Annotated in this window: 14 protein-coding genes; 8 read left to right on the top strand and 6 right to left on the bottom strand. The window is 72.4% G+C overall.

Annotated elements, in window-relative coordinates:
- Window positions 1-47: 47 nt before the first annotated feature.
- A complete protein-coding gene (locus ACZ6NC_RS37835) occupies window positions 48-3,209 on the bottom strand; it encodes an ATP-binding protein (protein WP_465738424.1) in 3,162 nt (1,053 codons plus the stop codon).
- Between the two features lie 164 nt (window positions 3,210-3,373).
- Here ACZ6NC_RS37835 and ACZ6NC_RS37830 point away from each other — a divergent pair, with 164 nt between their 5' ends.
- The 5 genes from ACZ6NC_RS37830 to ACZ6NC_RS37810 all read left to right on the top strand — a co-directional run bounded on the left by ACZ6NC_RS37830 (window position 3,374) and on the right by ACZ6NC_RS37810 (window position 9,773).
- Entirely contained in the window at window positions 3,374-3,868 is a 495-nt protein-coding gene (locus ACZ6NC_RS37830) for a MarR family winged helix-turn-helix transcriptional regulator (protein WP_465738423.1), read from the top strand.
- Window positions 3,865-4,323, top strand: a complete 459-nt coding sequence (locus ACZ6NC_RS37825; RefSeq protein WP_465738422.1) for a MarR family transcriptional regulator — start codon at window positions 3,865-3,867, stop codon at window positions 4,321-4,323. Before ACZ6NC_RS37830 ends, ACZ6NC_RS37825 begins: the two co-directional genes overlap by 4 nt.
- A gap of 571 nt (window positions 4,324-4,894) precedes the next feature.
- Entirely contained in the window at window positions 4,895-6,031 is a 1,137-nt protein-coding gene (locus ACZ6NC_RS37820; RefSeq protein WP_465738421.1) for a GNAT family N-acetyltransferase, read from the top strand.
- Window positions 6,028-7,206 (top strand): LuxE/PaaK family acyltransferase, encoded by a 1,179-nt coding sequence (locus ACZ6NC_RS37815; protein ID WP_465738420.1) that lies wholly within the window; start codon window positions 6,028-6,030, stop codon window positions 7,204-7,206. Before ACZ6NC_RS37820 ends, ACZ6NC_RS37815 begins: the two co-directional genes overlap by 4 nt.
- On the top strand, window positions 7,203-9,773 hold the full coding sequence (locus ACZ6NC_RS37810) for an acyl-CoA reductase (RefSeq protein ID WP_465738419.1): 2,571 nt from the start codon (window positions 7,203-7,205) through the stop codon (window positions 9,771-9,773). Before ACZ6NC_RS37815 ends, ACZ6NC_RS37810 begins: the two co-directional genes overlap by 4 nt.
- Window positions 9,774-9,833: 60 nt before the next feature.
- Here the strand turns inward: ACZ6NC_RS37810 and ACZ6NC_RS37805 are convergent, their stop codons facing one another.
- From ACZ6NC_RS37805 to ACZ6NC_RS37790, 4 genes are all read right to left on the bottom strand, one after another.
- Window positions 9,834-11,108: a phenylacetate--CoA ligase family protein gene (locus tag ACZ6NC_RS37805; RefSeq protein WP_465738418.1), complete on the bottom strand. Its 1,275-nt coding sequence runs from the start codon at window positions 11,106-11,108 to the stop codon at window positions 9,834-9,836.
- Between the two features lie 113 nt (window positions 11,109-11,221).
- Entirely contained in the window at window positions 11,222-11,515 is a 294-nt protein-coding gene (locus ACZ6NC_RS37800) for a helix-turn-helix domain-containing protein (protein WP_465738417.1), read from the bottom strand.
- A 38-nt stretch (window positions 11,516-11,553) separates the two neighbouring features.
- A complete protein-coding gene (locus tag ACZ6NC_RS37795; protein ID WP_465738416.1) occupies window positions 11,554-12,720 on the bottom strand; it encodes an alanine--tRNA ligase-related protein in 1,167 nt (388 codons plus the stop codon).
- A 521-nt stretch (window positions 12,721-13,241) separates the two neighbouring features.
- Window positions 13,242-14,414, bottom strand: coding sequence for a DUF6236 family protein (locus ACZ6NC_RS37790; RefSeq protein ID WP_465738415.1), 1,173 nt, complete (start codon window positions 14,412-14,414; stop codon window positions 13,242-13,244).
- 264 nt (window positions 14,415-14,678) lie between these two features.
- Between ACZ6NC_RS37790 and ACZ6NC_RS37785 the strand changes: the two genes are divergently transcribed.
- Together ACZ6NC_RS37785 and ACZ6NC_RS37780 are read left to right on the top strand one after the other, a co-directional pair.
- Window positions 14,679-14,891, top strand: a complete 213-nt coding sequence (locus tag ACZ6NC_RS37785) for a hypothetical protein (protein WP_465738414.1) — start codon at window positions 14,679-14,681, stop codon at window positions 14,889-14,891.
- Window positions 14,888-15,037: a hypothetical protein gene (locus ACZ6NC_RS37780; protein WP_465738413.1), complete on the top strand. Its 150-nt coding sequence runs from the start codon at window positions 14,888-14,890 to the stop codon at window positions 15,035-15,037. The genes ACZ6NC_RS37785 and ACZ6NC_RS37780 overlap by 4 nt, the downstream gene beginning before the upstream one ends.
- A gap of 182 nt (window positions 15,038-15,219) precedes the next feature.
- Here the strand turns inward: ACZ6NC_RS37780 and ACZ6NC_RS37775 are convergent, their stop codons facing one another.
- The gene (locus ACZ6NC_RS37775) at window positions 15,220-15,819 is read right to left on the bottom strand and encodes a CGNR zinc finger domain-containing protein (RefSeq protein WP_465738411.1); all 600 of its coding nucleotides are present in this window, start codon (window positions 15,817-15,819) and stop codon (window positions 15,220-15,222) included.
- A gap of 87 nt (window positions 15,820-15,906) precedes the next feature.
- Here ACZ6NC_RS37775 and ACZ6NC_RS37770 point away from each other — a divergent pair, with 87 nt between their 5' ends.
- Window positions 15,907-16,704 carry an MBL fold metallo-hydrolase gene (locus tag ACZ6NC_RS37770; protein ID WP_465738410.1) on the top strand — a complete coding sequence of 266 codons (798 nt, stop codon included), beginning with the start codon at window positions 15,907-15,909 and terminating at the stop codon, window positions 16,702-16,704.
- Window positions 16,705-16,836 lie beyond the last annotated feature (132 nt).

Below are 16,836 nucleotides of genomic sequence, written 5' to 3'. Positions count from 1 at the left end.
GTGCCTGGCCCTGACCGTGCTCGGCTACCGCTGGTCCACCTCCAGCTTCAACCGCGACCCGAAGTAACCGCCATGACCACGCGGGCCGCCCCCCGAAACCCCTCCCGCCCCAGGGCGGCGTACCCCGACACCGCCTGGGCGTACGCCGCCCCGTCGGCGTCCATCGCCGCCTGCCGGGCCCGCTCCGCCGACATCGTCGGCTGGAAGTCGCGCATCACCCGCAGCCGTTCGGCCAGCGCGATCATCCGTACGGCGGAGGCGTCGCCCGACGCGAGCCCCGCCATGCCAAGGGCGTGCAGCACAGTCCCGAACACAGGGAGTTCCATGGGCGAGCCGGCCGGGCCGGAGAGCAGCGTCCGCAGCCGTTGCCGCAGCCGGTCGACCGGCCCCGCGACGAGCTCGACCCGGCCGGCGTGCGCGTGCGCCGTCACCGCCGCCGACTGGATCTGCAGCGCCCACGGGTCGAGCCAGGGGTCGTCGATGTGGGTCGAGCCGGCCGCGAGGATGTGCTCCACGGCGCTGCGCCACAGGCCCAGCCCGATCTCCGTCAGTCCGCGGGCGAGCGCGATCTCGGCGCGCCCGCCGAGGTCGGTGCTGTAGAAGGCGTCCTGCTGCGGGGTGTTGTCACTCTCCGCGAGCCGCAGCCAGTACTCGGCCTCGTCCGGGTCCCCGCGCTGCAGGCAGGCGAGGACGAGGGTCGAGCGCATGCCGATGTAGTCGTGCCCGTCGCCGATCCGCGGCAGCGCCTCGTACGCCGCCTTGAGGTGCTCGTACGCCGTCTCGCCCTGCCCCGTCCGCAGGCACAGTTCGCCCAGCCGGGAGTGACGCATGAGCTGTACGGACGGGTTGTCGACCGGGGCCAGTGCGGCGACCATCCGGCGAGCCGAGGCGAGCGCGCGGTCGATGTCCTGCTCGTACTCCCAGACGTACGTGGCGACGCACTCGGCGAGGCCGACGACCAGCGGCTGCCGGCCGGCAATACCGCTGTCGCTGTCGCTGCCGCAGAGTCTGTGCAGCACGTCGTAGTCGGGAGGCCGCATCTCGGGGACGGCGCTCAGCACCACCGCGGTGGCGCCCAGCACCGTGTCCGGCGGGGCCGGGGGCAGCCGCCGGAGGGTGACGAGCTGGCGTACGGCGTGCGGGCCGTAGCCCATGAGCAGGCCCGCGGTGCACACCACCGCGGCGGCGCGGGCGACTTCGACATCCTCGGGTCCGGGGTAGTAGTGCGACAGCGGGGGGCCGGTGTCTGCGGCGAGGGCGACGAGCCGGGAAAGGTTGGAGGCGATGGACCAGAGACCGGCGAGGACGGCGGTGAGGGCGGCGATGGCGGGGTCGTCCGCCCGGGCCAGGGCGTGCCGCAGGGCCAGCACGAGGTTGTCCTGCTCGGCCCTGATCCGTTCCCAACCCGTCTGCGGGTCAGGGCCGAAGAGGACGTCGTGGTGCGCGACCCCGAACTCCCGCGCCCAGGTGAGGAACCGGCCGACGGCCGCGTCCTCCTCGCCCGCCTCCGCGCGCCGGGCCGCGCTGAACTCCCGTACGGTCTCCAGCATCCGGAACCGCACGCCGGCCGGGGTGTCGGCGACGGTGAGCAGCGACTGATCGGCCAACTGCTCCAGGAGGAACAGCGCGTCCTCGCCGAGCACCTGCTCCGCCGCTTCGCCCGAGAAGCCGCCGGGGAAGACGGAGAGCGTGCGCAGCGCGGCCTTGGCATCCTCGGCGAGCAGGTTCCAGCTCCACTCCACGACCGCGTACAGCGTGCGGTGGCGCTCCGGCACGTCCCGCACCCCGCCGCGCAGCAGCGCGAAGCGGTCGCCGAGGCGGCGGGCGATCTCCGGCACCGAAAGCACCCGCACCCGCGCCGCGGCCAGCTCCACGGCGAGCGGCAGCCCGTCGAGGTGGCGGCAGAGCTCGGCCACGGCGTCCGGCGGCAGCTGCACGCCGGGCCGGGCGGCCCGGGCCCGCTGTGTGAACAGCTCGATGGAGGTGTCGGGACCGAGCTCCGGCAGCGCGTACACCGCCTCCGACGTCAGGCCGAGGGGGGCCCGGCTGGTGGCGAGCACCCGCAGGTCCTTCGAGGACGCGACCAGGGCCCGCACGAGGTCGGCGGCGCCCCGGACGATCTGCTCGCAGTTGTCCAGCACCAGCAGCGCGGGCCCGGTGCCGAGCACACCGAGGATGCCGGACACCGGGTCGGTCGAGGCGTGGCCGCTCACGGCGCCGGGCCGCCCCTCACCCGCGCCGAGTGCGGAGGCCACCTCCGCGGCCACGTCCTCGTCCGTGGTGACGCCGGCGAGCGGCACGAAGTACACCACGCGCTGCTCGGCCCGGCGGCTGACGGCGTGCGCGAGCCGGGTCTTGCCGAGGCCGCCGGGACCGACGACCGTGACGGCGCGGGAGGCGCGCAACAGCCGCTCCACCGCCGCGATGTCCTCGTCCCGTCCGAGCAACTGGTTCGGCTCGTGCGGCACGCCGTGCCTGACCACGGGCGGCTCGCCGGCCAGGAGCTCCCGCTGGACGGCCTTGAGCCCGGCACCCGGATCCGTACCGAGCTCGTCGCGCAGCTCACGGCGGTACGCCTCGTACCGCATCAGCGCGGCGGACGGGCCCGCCGTCGCCGCCTCGCCGCGCAGCAGCTCCGCGAGGACCTCCTCGTCACGCGGATGCTCCGAGGCGGCCACGGCCAGCGGCCCGACGGCCTCCGCGTGCCGCCCCAGCCGGGCGAGCGCGAGCGCCCGCGCCCGTACCAGCGTGCCGCGGACGGGGGCGCGTTCGGTGCGCAACGCGGCTACGGGGTCGTCGGTGCCGCCGGCTCCGTCAGGGGTGCCCTCCCACAGCGCGAGCCCGGCCTCGGCCGCGGCCAGCGACCCCGCGTGGTCCCCGGCCCTGGCCCGGTCCGCGCCCGCGGCGGCGTGCAGCAGCAGGGCGGAGCTGTCGACCTGATCCTCGGCGAGGGTGAGCCGGTAGCCGGTCGGCGTGCTCGCGAGGAGGCCGGCGCCCAGCTGCGTCCGGGCCCTGGAGACGAGGACCTGCAGCGCCTTGCCCGGCCGCTCCGGCAAGTCGTCCGGCCACAGCCCTGCCACCAGCCGCTCGGTGCTGCAGCCCGTGCGCAAGTCGCCCGCGAGCAGTGCGAGGAGGGCGCGGAGCCGGGGCGCGGTGACCTCCTGTCCGCGGTAGGCGACACGCGGCAGCAGGATCAGGTCGGTGGTCACCCGTGCAGATTAGCCGAGGCACCGGCCGCCGGAAGTCCCGCTGCGGGCCGAACTCCCGCCGCCCGCGCGGCTGTCGCGGCCTGGGCGGTCCGGGTGTGTGGGGGATGCGGTGAACCTGCCGGCAAATAGTAGCCATGGACATAGTAGCCACGTACTCTATTGCCATGAGCAAGGGTTCAACGGGCCCCACGCCCGGCTTCCTGGTATGGCGGCTCGCCAACAAGTGGCGCGTCGCGGTCGATCGCGCGGTGGCCCCGCTGGGCCTCACCCACGCGCAGTACTCACTGGTCGCGTCGCTGCACGGTATGCAGCGCGCCGGCGAGCGGCCCAGTCAGCGCCGACTCGCCGACCACGCCGGCCTGGAGGCGCTGTACGTCTCGAAGCTGGCGCGCGCCCTGGAGTCGGCCGGCCTGATCGAGCGCACCCGCGATCCCCGCGACCCGCGCGCCGTACAGCTCGCCCTCACCGAGCAGGGCCAGGCCGTCACGCGGCAGGCCATCGCGGTGGTCCAGGACCTTCATCAGCAGCTGCTGGAGCCGCTCGGCGGCCTCGACGCCCCACGGACGCGCGCCTTCACCGAGGAGCTCACGACCCTGCTCGACGCACCTCTCGCTCCATCCCAACCGAACGACGAGAGCACTCAGGGGACAACACCATGACCACCACCGCACCCACCACCACCGCGCCCGTCGCGAACGCCCGCGCCCTCGGCCTGGCCCACTACGCCGCCCGTGGCGTCCTGGAGCGCGTCCTGGCCCGGCACGGCGTCACGTTCCAGCAGCAGATCGCCCTGCGCGCCGCCGTCACCGCCGACGCCCCGCAGACGCCGGACGAACTCGTCACCCAGGTCCAGGGCTCCCTCAAGGCCGATCCGGCCGACGTGCGTGCCACTCTCGACGAACTGCTGGCCCGGCAGCTGCTCGTCGCGGACGGCGCGCACCTTCGCCCCACGGATGCGGGGCGCGAGCTGATCGCCGTCCTCGGCGCGGAGACGGCCCCCATCACCGCCCGCGTCTGGGGCGGGATACCCGCCGAGGACCTGGCCGCCGCCGGCCGCGTCCTCGCCCTGGTCACGGAGCGCGCCAACGCGGAGCTGGCGGCGCTGACCGCCTGACATGCCGTCCTCCGGGCCGGGCCTGCACGGACCACACCGGGCTGACAATGCGCTCCGAGGCCGGGGGTGTCGGCCAGGTCCGACGGATATCCGCCCTCGGCGCCGCCCACAACGGGCTCAACGACCACTTCGACCCCAGAGCACCCCGGCTCTCCCACGCGCGGTCTGGAAATCACTGGCCGCAGGCAGGTGGATCAATTCATTCGTTGAATTTCGTACATATTTGACGATCCATCAGAAGAGTTTTGACGAACCATCACTGCTGCTTCTGAGTGGCTGTGATCCTTGTCGCACCGCCATGGGTGAACCCCCTGTCCCACCTGCTGAGACGGCATCGACCGCCACTGAAGGGGCCGTCGTGATGCTGGAGGCGGGTTAGTGTGATGGTCGGTCAACCTACAGTGACCGCACTCCTTCGTTCGTGCCCAACGCGGCTTTTCGCGACCCATCCGGTCCGCCGTGTGGCGGGTTGCCCGAATCCGGGCACTCGCCGTCGGGCGTGAATTCGTTCTTCCATGTCGCGTCCACGCAGATCCGTGGACGTACCGCCTTCGTGGGGGGAGGCAATCCGGTGCTCAACTATTCCCCGGCGCGTCCCGATGACGTCGACGCGCTGCTCATGCTGTACCGAGAGGTCTACGGGCGTGCGTACGCACTGCCGCTCGGGACCGATCCCGAGGTGATGGCGAGCGAGATCAGCTCGCCGCAGACCACCTGGCTGGTCGCCCGCGAGCCCGGCCGCGGCCGGCTCGTCGGTTCGATCGTCGGCACCCTCGACCCTGCCGCCCGGCTCGGCAAGCTCCAGGGCCTGGTGATCCACCCGGACGCCCGCGGCCTCGGCGCGGGCCACCTGGCCGTGCAGCAGCTCAGCGAGGCACTGCTCGGCGGCGATCAGCCGGCCGACTCGCTCTACTCGACCGCCCGTACCAACTCCACCGCGCCGCAAAGAATCTGCCTGCAGGCCGGGTTCCGCGCGCTCGGCGTCCTGCCGAACCTGCGCAAGGCCGCCCGGCACGAGACCATGGTGCTGCTAGCGCGCCACCGCGAGGGCGTGCTCGAACAGCGCCTGCCGGTGGCGCGCGTCCCGCAGGCCCTGGGCGGTCTGATGCGGGCCCTGGACGCCGTCCCGGGCCCGCATCCGAGGCCGGAGCTCGCCGACGAGCCGCTGCCCGTTCCGGCGACGGGCCCCGGCCCGGGGCTCGAACTCGTCGACGCGCCGCAGTTCGTGGCCCGCCACTTCGCCCGGCACCTGCCCGACCCCGGGCAGTGCTTCTACCCCTTCCACACCCCCAACGTCCTGCTCACCCCCGCCGACGGCGGCTACGAGCTGTACGCGCAGCTCAGTCCGTCCGACGGGTACTGCACGCTGATCGGCGCCGAACCCGGACTCTCCGCGGTCGGCGACGACCTGGACACCATCACCCAGAAGCTCGCCGCCCACGGCGCCAGCTACCTCGAAACCCTGGTACCGCTGGACAGTTACGAGAACCTGCGGCTGCTGCTCGCACACGGCTTCCTGCCGGTGGCCGCCTACCCGGCGATGCGCCGCGAGGACAAGGGCTTCCGCGACTACGTGGTGATGGCCCGCACCCTGCAGCCGCTCGACTTCCGCGGCCTGTCCATCGATGCCGCCTTCCAGCCGTTCGCCGAGCAGTACATCGAACTGTGGAAGCACCAGAACCTCAACACCAACGGGATATTCCGATGAACCAGTACCTGCGCCCGGTCGCGGTACCCGACGCCGATGCGCTGGCCCACGTACAGCAGCTCTGCGACATCGCCGAGCCGTACCAGGCCGGCCCCGCCACGGACCGCCTCTTCACCGCGGCCATGAACGAGTCCAACGCCTGGCACGCGGCCAGGTCCCCGTTCTTCGACCGGCTGCTCAAGGCCGGCCCGGGAGCCGGACGCCCGATCGAGAGCATCGAGGAACTCGACCGGCTCCCCTTCGTCCACGCCAACTTCTTCAAGGCCCACGAGATCCTCTCGCTGCCCCGCGAGGACGTCCTGCTGCACCTCACCTCCTCCGGCACCACCGGCCAGAGGTCGCAGATGTTCTTCGACGAGTTCACCCTGCGCAACGGCCAGCGCATGGTGGCCCGGGTGTTCGACCACTACGGCTGGATCGACGAAGGGGAACCGGTCAACTACCTGCTCTCCAACTACCAGCCCCGGCCCGGCCTCAACCTCGGCACCTCGTTCACCGACGAGTACCTGTGCCACTTCGCCCCGGTCCGCTCGGTCGAGTACGCCCTCAAGCACACCGGCAGCACCCACGAGTTCGACCCCTTCGGCTGCGTCCGTACCCTGATCCGCTATGCCGAGGAGGGCGCCCCGGTGCGGATCCTCGGCTTCCCCGCCTTCCTCTCCTTCACCCTGGACCGGATGCGCGACCTGGGCATCGGCCCGCTGGAGCTCTCCCCGCGCTCGCTGGTCGTCTTCGGCGGCGGCTGGAAGGGCCACGCGGACCAGCAGGTCGCCAAGCCGGAGCTGTACCGGCGCATCCACGACCAGCTGGGCATCCCGGACGAGCGGATCCGCGACGGCTACGGCGCCGCCGAACACTCCGTCCTGCACATGGAATGCCCCAACCACCGCCTGCACGTGCCGGTCTGGGCCCGGATGCTGGTCCGCTCGGTGCGCGACCTGACACCGCTGCCGTACGGCGAGCCGGGCTACGCGCAGTTCATCTCGCCGTACATCACCTCGGTGCCCGCCCAGTCCGTCCTCATGGGCGACCTCGTCACCCAGCACGCGCCCGAGGAGTGCGGCTGCGAACTGCCCACCCCCTGGTTCACCGTGCACGGCCGGGCCGGTCTCAGCCGCAACCGCAGCTGCGCCATCGCCGCCGCCGAACTCCTCAAGACCGAGAAGGCCTCATGACCAGCCCCACGACTCCCGCCGCGACCACCGACCGGCACTACTGGCAGGGCAGCTGGGTCGACGACACCGAAGCGCAGCGACGCCTCGAAGGGCTCGACACCTGCACCACCGAGGCCCTCGCCGTCCCGCTCAGCCCGCTGACCGTGCTCGCCGCCTGCGACCGCCTCGCCGCTGTGCTGGCCGACCCCGCGAGCGAGCAGCACCGCCGGCTCGCCCGGCTGCTCGACGAGTCGGGCGTCGGCGCCGCGGAGCGCGAGCGCACCCTGCACGACCTCGCCGAGGCGCTCGGCCGCGAGGCCCTGGAGACCAAGGTCACCCGCGAGCTCGGCGGGATCGACCCCGGACGGCTGGCCCGCTTCGACTTCCGCCGGGAGATCTTCGAGGGCTGGCTGCCGGTCGGCCTGCTGGTGCACATCGCCCCGGGCAACGCCCCCGCCGCCGGGGCGCTCAGCGTGGTCGAGGGCCTGCTCGCAGGCAACCTCAACATCGTCAAGACCAGTGGCGGGAGCCGCTTCACCCACGCCCTGCTCGCCGAGTTGGCCGCGCTCGACCCGACCGGCGCCATCGCCGCGCGGACCGTGGTGCTGGGCTTCCCCTCCTCCCGCACCGACTGGCTGGCCCGCCTCTGCGGCGCCGCCGACGCGGTCGCCGCCTGGGGTGGGGAGGAGGCGGTGAACGCCATCGCCGCCCTCACCCCGCCCGGCTGCCGGCTGGTCGACTGGGGCCCCAAGCTCTCCTTCGCCTACCTCACCGCCGACGCCTGGTCCGCCCCCGAGACGCTCGCGGGCATCGCACAGGACATCTGCCGCCTGGAGCAGCAGGCCTGCGCCAGCCCCCAGGTGATCTACCTGGACACCGAGGACCACGACCGGCTCTTCGCCTTCGCCGAGCGCTTCGCCGCCGTCCTCGCCGCCCAGCCGCCGAGTGCGGCCGAGCCCGAGCTGCTGGAGAGCGCCGAGATCACCAACACCGTGCTGGTGGCCCGGCTCGAGGAACACCTGGGCCTGACCAAGGTGCACGCCGACCCCGCCGCCCGCTGGCACGTCCTGGCCGACACCCGCGGTGCCCTGCGCGCCTCCCCGCTGCACCGGACCGTCTGGGTCAAGCCACTGCCGCGCAAGCGGATCGGCGAGGTGCTGCGCCCGATGCGCCGCTACCTGCAGACCGCCGGCATCGGCGCCTCCCGCCGCGACACCGCCGAGCTGGCCGGCGCGGTCCTGGCCGCCGGGGTCCAGCGGGTCACCGTCCCCGGGCGGATGCTGGACAGCTACGACGGCGAGCCGCACGACGGCGTGTATGCGCTGCAGCGCTACAGCCGCCGGGTGGACGTCCAGCTGGACGCCCGCTTCGCCGCCGACGCCTGCCTGGACGACCTGGTCGGCGCCCGCGAGCTGCCGCCCCCGCCGGTGCCGGTGACCGCGAAGACCGAGTTCGAGCAGCTGCAGGGCGACCTCGGCCGGGCCGAGGTGTTCTTCCGCAGCGGGGGCAGCTCCGGCGCGCCCAAGCTGTCCGCCTTCAGCTGGGACGACTACCACGAGCACATGCGGCACGGGGCCGAGGGCGTGCTGGCCGCGGGCTTCGACCCGCGCACCGACCGGGCGATGAACCTCTTCTTCGGCGGCCTGCTCTACGGCGGCTTCCTGAGCTTCTACTCGGTCCTGGAGAACCTGCGCGCGGTGCAGTTCCCGATGGCCGCCCAGGACGACCACGCGGCCGTCGCCCGCTCGATCGTCGAGCACCGGGTGGACACCCTCTTCGGCATGCCGAACTACCTGCTGCGGGTCTTCGCCGAGGGCGCGGACGTGCTCCGCGGGTATCGCGGGGTGCGCAAGCTCTTTTACGGCGGAGAGCACTTCCCCGAGCGCCAGCGCACCTGGCTGCGCGAGGAGTTCGGCGTCGAGCTGATCCGCTCGGCGGCGTACGGCAGTGTCGACGCGGGCCCGCTGGGCTACCAGTGCCCGGATGCCGGGGACCGGGTGCACCACCTGTTCAGCGGACTCCAGACACTGGAGATCCTCGACCTGGGGGAGGATCGCCCGGCCGGTCCGGGCCAGGCCGGGAGGCTGGTCTTCACCGCGCACAGCCGGCGCGGCCAGCGCCTGGACCGCTACGAGATCGGCGACCTCGGCCGCTGGGTGGACGGCGCCTGCCCCTGCGGGCGGCGCACCCCGCGGTTCGAACTCCTCGGCCGCTTCGGCGACATCTTCCGCAGCGGCAGTCACTTCCTCAACTACCGCCGCTTCGTGCTGGCGGCCGAGGAGCGGCTGGACCACCACGGAGCCCTCCAGCTGCTCCTCGACGAGGACGAGCACAGCGCCCGGGAGACGCTGACCGTCCGTCTGGAGGCGGACGGCCGGCACCCGGACGCGGCCGAACGCCCGGATGCCGCCGAACGCCCGGACGCGGTGCGGGAGTTCCTGGACGCGTACCCGGACCTGGCCGCCGCCGTCGTGCGCGACGGCCTGGTGAAGCTGTCCGTGGAGCACGTCCCCGCCGAGGACTTCGAGCGGACGGCCGCCAGCGGCAAGCTCCTTGCCGTCGTCGACCGCCGGGTCCGGAACCGCTAGGGCCGACGACCGCTGCCAGGTCGTGGCTCCCGCAGCACCGCGCCACGGGTGCTGCGGGAGCTACCCCATCCGCTCGTCGAGGAGACGGATCAGCTTGCCGGTCCGGGAGTTGACCGCGAGGCCGTCCGGGGCGACCCATTCGAAGGCCAGCGGGTGGATCAGACCCTTGCGGACATGGTCGGCGAACATCGGCCGGGTCGCACCGAGGCGGGTGGTCAACTCCCGTTCCAGGCCCGGATTCCCTCCGCCCGGGGCGGCGAGCCGCAGTACCAGCTCGTCCCGTTCGGCCCGGTGCCGCAGGACCACCTGATGGCCGACGACCGGGCCGTTCCCGCCGGTCGCGGCCAGCAGGGCGCGCAGGTCCTCCAGGTAGACGGTGACCACCCCGACCCGGGCGCCCTCCTCCGAGCGTCCCAGCAGCCGCAGGCGGCGCCGCGGGAAGTCGACCCACTCGGCGAGGTCGCCGACCGGGTAGCGGATCACCGGCATCAGACGGCGGGCCAGATCGGTGGCGACCACCCGGCCGGGGCGGCCCTCCTCCTCGATCGGCTCGCCGGTCTCCGGATCGAGCAGCTCCACCACCTTGTCCGCGGTGAAGACCTCGTGCACCCGGCTGTCCGGCTCACCGGCCACCGGACCGGCCAGGACGCCCGCGTCCACGCTGGCGTAACCGATCGACCGGACGGCCACGTTGGGGAAGGCGGTGGTGAGCAGCTCCACCTGGTCCGGGTAGCAGGCCTCGCCGGCGAAGAGCGCGATGCGGACGTCCGGCAGGGTCCCGACGGTGTCGAGGACCTCGCGGGCCAGCCGGCACAGCGAGGTGGGCGGCGCGGCGATCACGGTTGCGGAGAAGTCGCGCAGGGCCTCGATGGTGGCGTCCAGCGGCGCGGCACCGCCGATCGGCAGCTGGACCGTGGGGACGGGCGCTTCCTGCAGGCAGTTGAGGGTGAAGACGAAGCTGGAGTAGAGCTCCCCGGCGTAGAAGAGGTTGGCGACCCGGTCCCCGGCGCGCAGCCCGGCGGCCGGCAGGCCGCCGCCGAAGGTCCGGCTCATGCGGCGCCACTCCGCGCGGGTGTACATGGACACCCGCGGAGCCCCGGTGGTGCCGCCGGTCTTGAAGACGATCCCGTCTTCGTGCGGTCCGGTGAGCACCCGGCTGCGGCTGATGCCGTGGGCCGCCCAGTAGGCGGTGTGGTCGGTCAGCGGCAACGCGGTGAGGCCGGTGGGGTCGGAGGGGCTGGTCAGGTCGTCCGGGAGGCCGGCGTAGAGGTCGCGGTAGAAGGGGGAGTTCTCCCGTACATAGCGGATCAGGTCGGGTATATGAGTGATCGTCACATCATATGAGTCTAGACCTGCACAAAAGCCTCGCCCGCGCCGGGTGGGACGATACGTGGACTCGACGAGGAAACGGGGCTGATCCTGATTGCCGGACCTGCCCCAGCCGCTCATCACCGCGCCGGTGACTCTGCTCTCCGACCCGCCGCACAGGCCTCGGCCCGCCGCAGGGAGGCGGGCGTACGGCCGATAAAGTCCCGCGCGGTACGGGTGAGATGGGCCTGGTCGGCGAATCCTGCGGTGGCTGCGGCCAGGGCCGCCGTCGTTCCCGGGAGGCCGGCGATCGCGGCGCGGAGCCGCCCCCATCGCCGCAGGCGGGCGAGCGGAATGCCCACGCCTTCCCGGACCAGGGCACGCAGCCGCGGGGCCGACAGGCCGACCTCCGCGGCGATGGAGCCGATGGACATTGCCGGATCGGGATGCGTGCACAGCTCGCCCCGGTCCGTCACTCCGGCCGCAGGTTCAGGACGAGGTCGCGCGGCAGACCGTGGGTGTCGTGGAGGTAGTGGAGGTCGTCCTCGCTCAGCGGGCCTCGGAAGCGGGGGCGGGCCAGCACCTGCCGGCCGCGTTCCAGGAGCCGGCCGAAACGGCGCTCCTCCTCTAGCAGCACCCGGCGTACGGCATCCGGATCCCCTTCCTGGCGGAAACGGTCCAGGGTGTGCTGGACCAGCTCGTCCGGCAGGTCCCCGAGACTGCGCGACGGGTCGTCCCGCCGCAGCACGGTGAGCACCCGTCGCACCAGCCGGCGCAGCACGTAGCCGCGGCCGGTGTTGGCGGGGCGCACCCCGTCGCCGATCACCACCACGGCGGAGCGCAGGTGGTCACAGACCAGCCGCAGCGACGGTTCGTCCAGCTGCCACAGGGCCGGCACGACACGGCGCCAGGGGTCGAAGACGTCGCACTCGAACACCGACGTCCGGCCCTGGAGCAGCGAGGCCAGCCGTTCCAGGCCGAGCCCCGTGTCGACGTTGCGCTGGGGGAGCGGCACGAGTGATCCGTCGACGAGCCGTTGGTGGCGCATCATCACGTGGTTCCACACCTCTACCCAGCGGTCGTCACCGGTCGGCGTCGACTCGGGCGGGGTGTCGCCGGTCCACAGGAAGATCTCCGAGTCGGGGCCGCACGGCCCGGTCGGTCCGTTGGACCACCAGTTGTCCTCGACGGTGAGCTCCACCGGCACCCCGTGCGACTGCCACAGCTCCAGCGAATCGGTGTCCGGACCGGTCTGGTCATCGCCGCCGAAGACCGTGGCATGCATCAGCCCCGGGTCGATGCCGAACCCCTCGGTGAGCAGCCCGTAACCCCAGTCGAGGCTCAGCGGGCCCTCGTAGTCACCGAGCGACCAGGTACCGAGCATCTCGAAGACGGTCAGATGGGTGCGATCACCGACCTCGTCCAGGTCCGTGGTGCGCAAGCAACGCTGCACATTGACCAGCCGCCTGCCGAGGGGGTGCGGGCGCCCCTCCAGGTACGGGGTGAGCGGGTGCATGCCCGAGGTGGTGAACAGCACCGGGTCGCCGGGCGGTGGCAGCAGGGTCGAGCCGGTGATCCGGCGGTGACCGCGCTCCTCGAAGTACTCGACGAACGTGCGGACGATCTGATCGGTGTTCATGGGGTGGCTCCTTCGCGTGAACAGCGGGAGGCACCGGACAACAGTCCGCACGATCATCGGAACCGGGGCGGGAACGCCACGGAACCACCGGCAGACCGTTTCCGGTCGCCGGTGGGAAGTGGGAGTACGTCAGGCGGCGGCAACCGGCGAGCTGGTCGCTCGCGCGGTCGCGGTGGTGCTTCGGCCTGTGACGTTCATACCGTCGAGGGTAACGCGTCCGGCGCCCCTGGTCACCCGATTTCCGCCAAGCCGCCGAGCCGCCGAGCCGCCTGGCCGCCAAGCCGCCCGGAGGACGGCAGCCGCGGGGCCGCTACCGCCGGGCCGCCCTCACATCGACAGGAGCGCCCCGATGTCTTGAATCGTCCCCATGTGCCGCAGAGCGAGGGGATACCACCCCTGCCGGCGAACCGGAGCATCGGGCGCCACCGCCCGGACGTCAACCACAGCTCGTCCGGCACCAACCGCTCGATGATCTCCTGCCTCAACCAACCAGCAAGCCAGTACCAAGCGGGACATCGTCCTCAGTCGCGTCGGGTGAGGCGGCGTAGCAGCGATCGGGGGGTGAGGGCCTGCTCGACGCTGAGGAGGTAGCTGGCGACCGGGGAGGCGTTGCGGCGGTCGGTGCGGTTCTGGCCGGCTGTCCGGCGCAGGGCTGACAGCCCGAAGGCTGCGCCGACGGCGGTGCCGATCACCGGTTGTCCGGCCAGGGTGCCGCCGCCGACGGCTGCCAGTCCTGCCGGCAGGTCGAACTTCAGGTTGGCCGCGCCGAACATGGTGTCGATCCGTGCGCTCTTCAGCGCGTTGCGCAGTTCCAACAGTGGTGCCTCGAAGCGGCGCTCGACCTCCAACGCGGTGTACTCGATCCGCGCGGTCGGCAGGGAGACGTCGGCGAGTCGGTCGCGCAGCAGGTCGACGGCCTCGCCGACGGCCGAATGGAAGGCCTCGAATTCCGCCTGGTGACGCCGGCGTACGGCTGTGATCCGGTCGGCCGGAACAGCATCCAGATCGCGGGGCAGCACCGTACGGATCGCGAGCAGCCCCACCGAGCTCGTCGGGTCGGGATGCGTATCGTCCTGCGGTGCACCCGTCAGCATGGAGAGAAGGTCGCCACCGGACCTGTGCGGCGAGAGGTGGGCGTCGTCCTGGTCGGTGGTGGGGGTGAACTGTCCCATCTCGGCGATCTGTTCACTCAGAATGCACTTGTAGGTCCAGGCCAGCCGTGGATGCATGGCCACCCAGGGAAGCAGCGGCCCGCCGCCGGGCGGGTACCTGACGGCCTCGATGGCCAGCCCGGCGCTGAGCAGCGCGTCCCGCAGGTCGGCCTCCATCTCGTCCCAGTGCACGGCCGCCAGCCCGACGTCCGCGCCGTGCCGGCCACCGCTGTAGGGAACGTCCGTGACATCACCGGTGCGGGCTCGGGTCACGGGGCCTCCCAGCACAGTCACCAGGAGATCGTGATGTGCGCTCAGGATCTCCAGGAAAACAGGCGCCACCGCCCGGGCGGCATCGTCTGGTGACACCGGGACGAGGAACCCGAGCCCATCGTCGAGCACACGGGCGGTATCCGTGTCGGCCACCGGATACCCGTTCGGGACCACGCGAGCCAGTCGCGGCCAGTACAGCGCCGCGGCCTTGAGCCACTGTTCGTCGCGGAAGTGAATGTACGGGTAGTACAGGGCGATGTCTCGCACCATTTGCTCCTCCCCGGCCGACCGGACCCGGACCGCCTCCCCTGAGTCATTCTGCCAGGCGACGGCGGCCGGAAACGTGGAGAGGGCCCGGCCCGCTGTGGCCCGGCTCCGCTCCCGCAGCGGGCTCGTGATCCTGGGTGTCCGGTCCGGCGTTCGCGGGGCCGGGCCGGGGCGGGGCGTCGGCAAGGTGGGGATGATCATGTCCGTGGCGACGGATCGTGTGGGCTCCGGGGCCGGGGCGCGAAGGTTCGGTTGAGGGGGAGTGCCGTGGCTCTGGCGGAGCGGCCTTTGCCGGCGTGGGATGTCGCGGACCTGGTGAGGCAGCAGTTGTCCGTCGCGCCGAATCCGTCGGCCGCGTGGAACAGTGACCCGTTCTGGGTCTCCGTGTGGGACTCGGACCCGGGACAGGTCCTTGTCTCGCTGATGGTTCCGCGTGAGAGCGCCGACCTGTTCATCCAGTTGAAGATCGGGTCGCGGTGACCGGGGAGAGCCCCGAGCTCCAGGCCGAACGTATCGTTGCCGCCCTGAGTCGCCCGCACCCGCTGGACGGCGCGGTGGTCTGCGCCGGCCATCGGGAGTCCGCCGAAGCCTACGGGTATGCCTGGCCGTCGTCGCTGGAGGAGTGAGTCAGCCGGCGACCGGTCGAACTACAACTGGCACACGGCCAAGGTCAGATGGCAAGGGCGGTGCGGCCGGCGCCCGCAGCCGTGTCCCGTCCCCGAGGCTCTGATCCCCGTGCCGGACGATCTGGTCCGGTTCGTACACGGTCTCGGCGCCGGTCGGCCGCCGGCCCGGGGCGAGGTGTCGGTCAGTCTGCCTTCGGCTGGGCGCGTCGGGCGTAGGCGCGGGCGGCGCGGGCGCGGTCGCCGCAGCGGGTGGAGCACCAGTGGCGGCGGCCGTGGCGCAGCAGGTAGCGGTTGCAGGGGGTGGAACCGCAGGTGGTGAGGCGGTCGCCGTCGGGGCCGGTGAGGAGGTCGGCCGTGTTGGCGGCAAGGGTCGCGAGAGCGTGGTCGAGGATCTCGGTGGTGGGGCACGGCGTCGCGCGGTAGGGGCCGTTCGTCTCGTCCCAGTGCAGCAGGGCGGCCGTGGGGGCCTTGGTGAGCGCGGCGTTGACGGCGGACAGGGCCGCGGGCACGGGGGGCAGTCCGGCAATGCGGGCGGCGAACAGTGACCGGAGGTGTTCGCGCAGCGAGCGCAGCTGCGTCGTGCACATCTCCTGCACCTTGACATCGGCCGGGGCGAGGCCGTGTCCGGTGAGCCACTGATTGGTGGCGTCGGGGGTGCCGAGGAGGTCGATGAAGTGCCCTCCGGGCAGCGCGACGGCGCTGTTGGCGAAGTCGAGGGCGAGGTAGTCCTGCGCCCCTGGTGCGGGTGGCAGCACAGACTCGGCGGTCAGGGTCTCGCTCATGGCTCTCATGGTACGGCTTGCATTCGTCCGTGAGAAACCACTACCGTCCTTCACGGATAAACCGTTTCTCATCCGTGAGGTGCCTGGATGGCCAGTACCAGCACGACCAGTGAGCAGATCCCCGTCCGCGTCTTCGGCGGCCCGACCGCCCTCTTCGAATACGGCGGCCTGCGGTTCTTGACCGACCCGACCTTCGACGCTCCCGGTGACTACCGGGTGCCGGGCGGCCGGCTGACCAAGACGGCGCCCTCCCACGACGCACCGGCCGGCCTCGGCCGCGTCGACGTGGTCCTGCTCTCCCACGACGAGCACCCCGACAACCTCGACAACTCCGGTCGGGCCCTGCTCGCCGACGTCCCGCTCACCCTCACCACCCCCGGCGGCGGGAAGCGTCTGGGGGACGGGGCCAAGGGGTTGGCCGACTGGGAGTCGATCGACCTCGACCGCCCCGGTGGCGGCACGATCACCGTGACGGGCGTGCCCGCCCTCCACGGCCCGGGGGCCCGCGAAGAGGTCGAACCGATCACCGGCGAGGTCGTCGGTTTCGTCCTGACCGGGGAGGGCCTGCCCACGGTCTACGTCAGCGGCGACAACGCCTCGCTCCGCCTGGTCGAGGAGATCGCCGAACGCTTCGGCCCGGTCGACACCGCCATCCTCTTCGCGGGGGCTCCGCGGTTCCCCGTCCTGTTCGACGGTGCGCTGATCGTCCTCGACAGCGCCCAGGCCGCGGACGCTGCCAGGATCCTCGGCGCCCGGCGGGTGGTTCCCGTCCACTACGACAGCTGGGCCCACTTCACCGAGGGCCGTGACGAATTGGTGGCCGCGTTCACCGACGCCGGGCTGATCGACCGCCTGGACCTCGGCGACCGGGGCGACCTGGACTGACCGGGCAGGCCGGGCAGGCCGGGCAGGGCAAGCAGGTCGGGCAGGGCAAGCAGGCCGGCCCCGGGGGGGGGGGGGGGGGGGGCAGGGGGGGGCATCGGACGGGGACGCGAGAGTCAGCCAGGGCCCCCCACC

It is taken from the genome of Kitasatospora sp. NPDC041988 (assembly GCF_055588525.1).
This window is presented reverse-complemented; position numbering and strand designations above follow the sequence as displayed.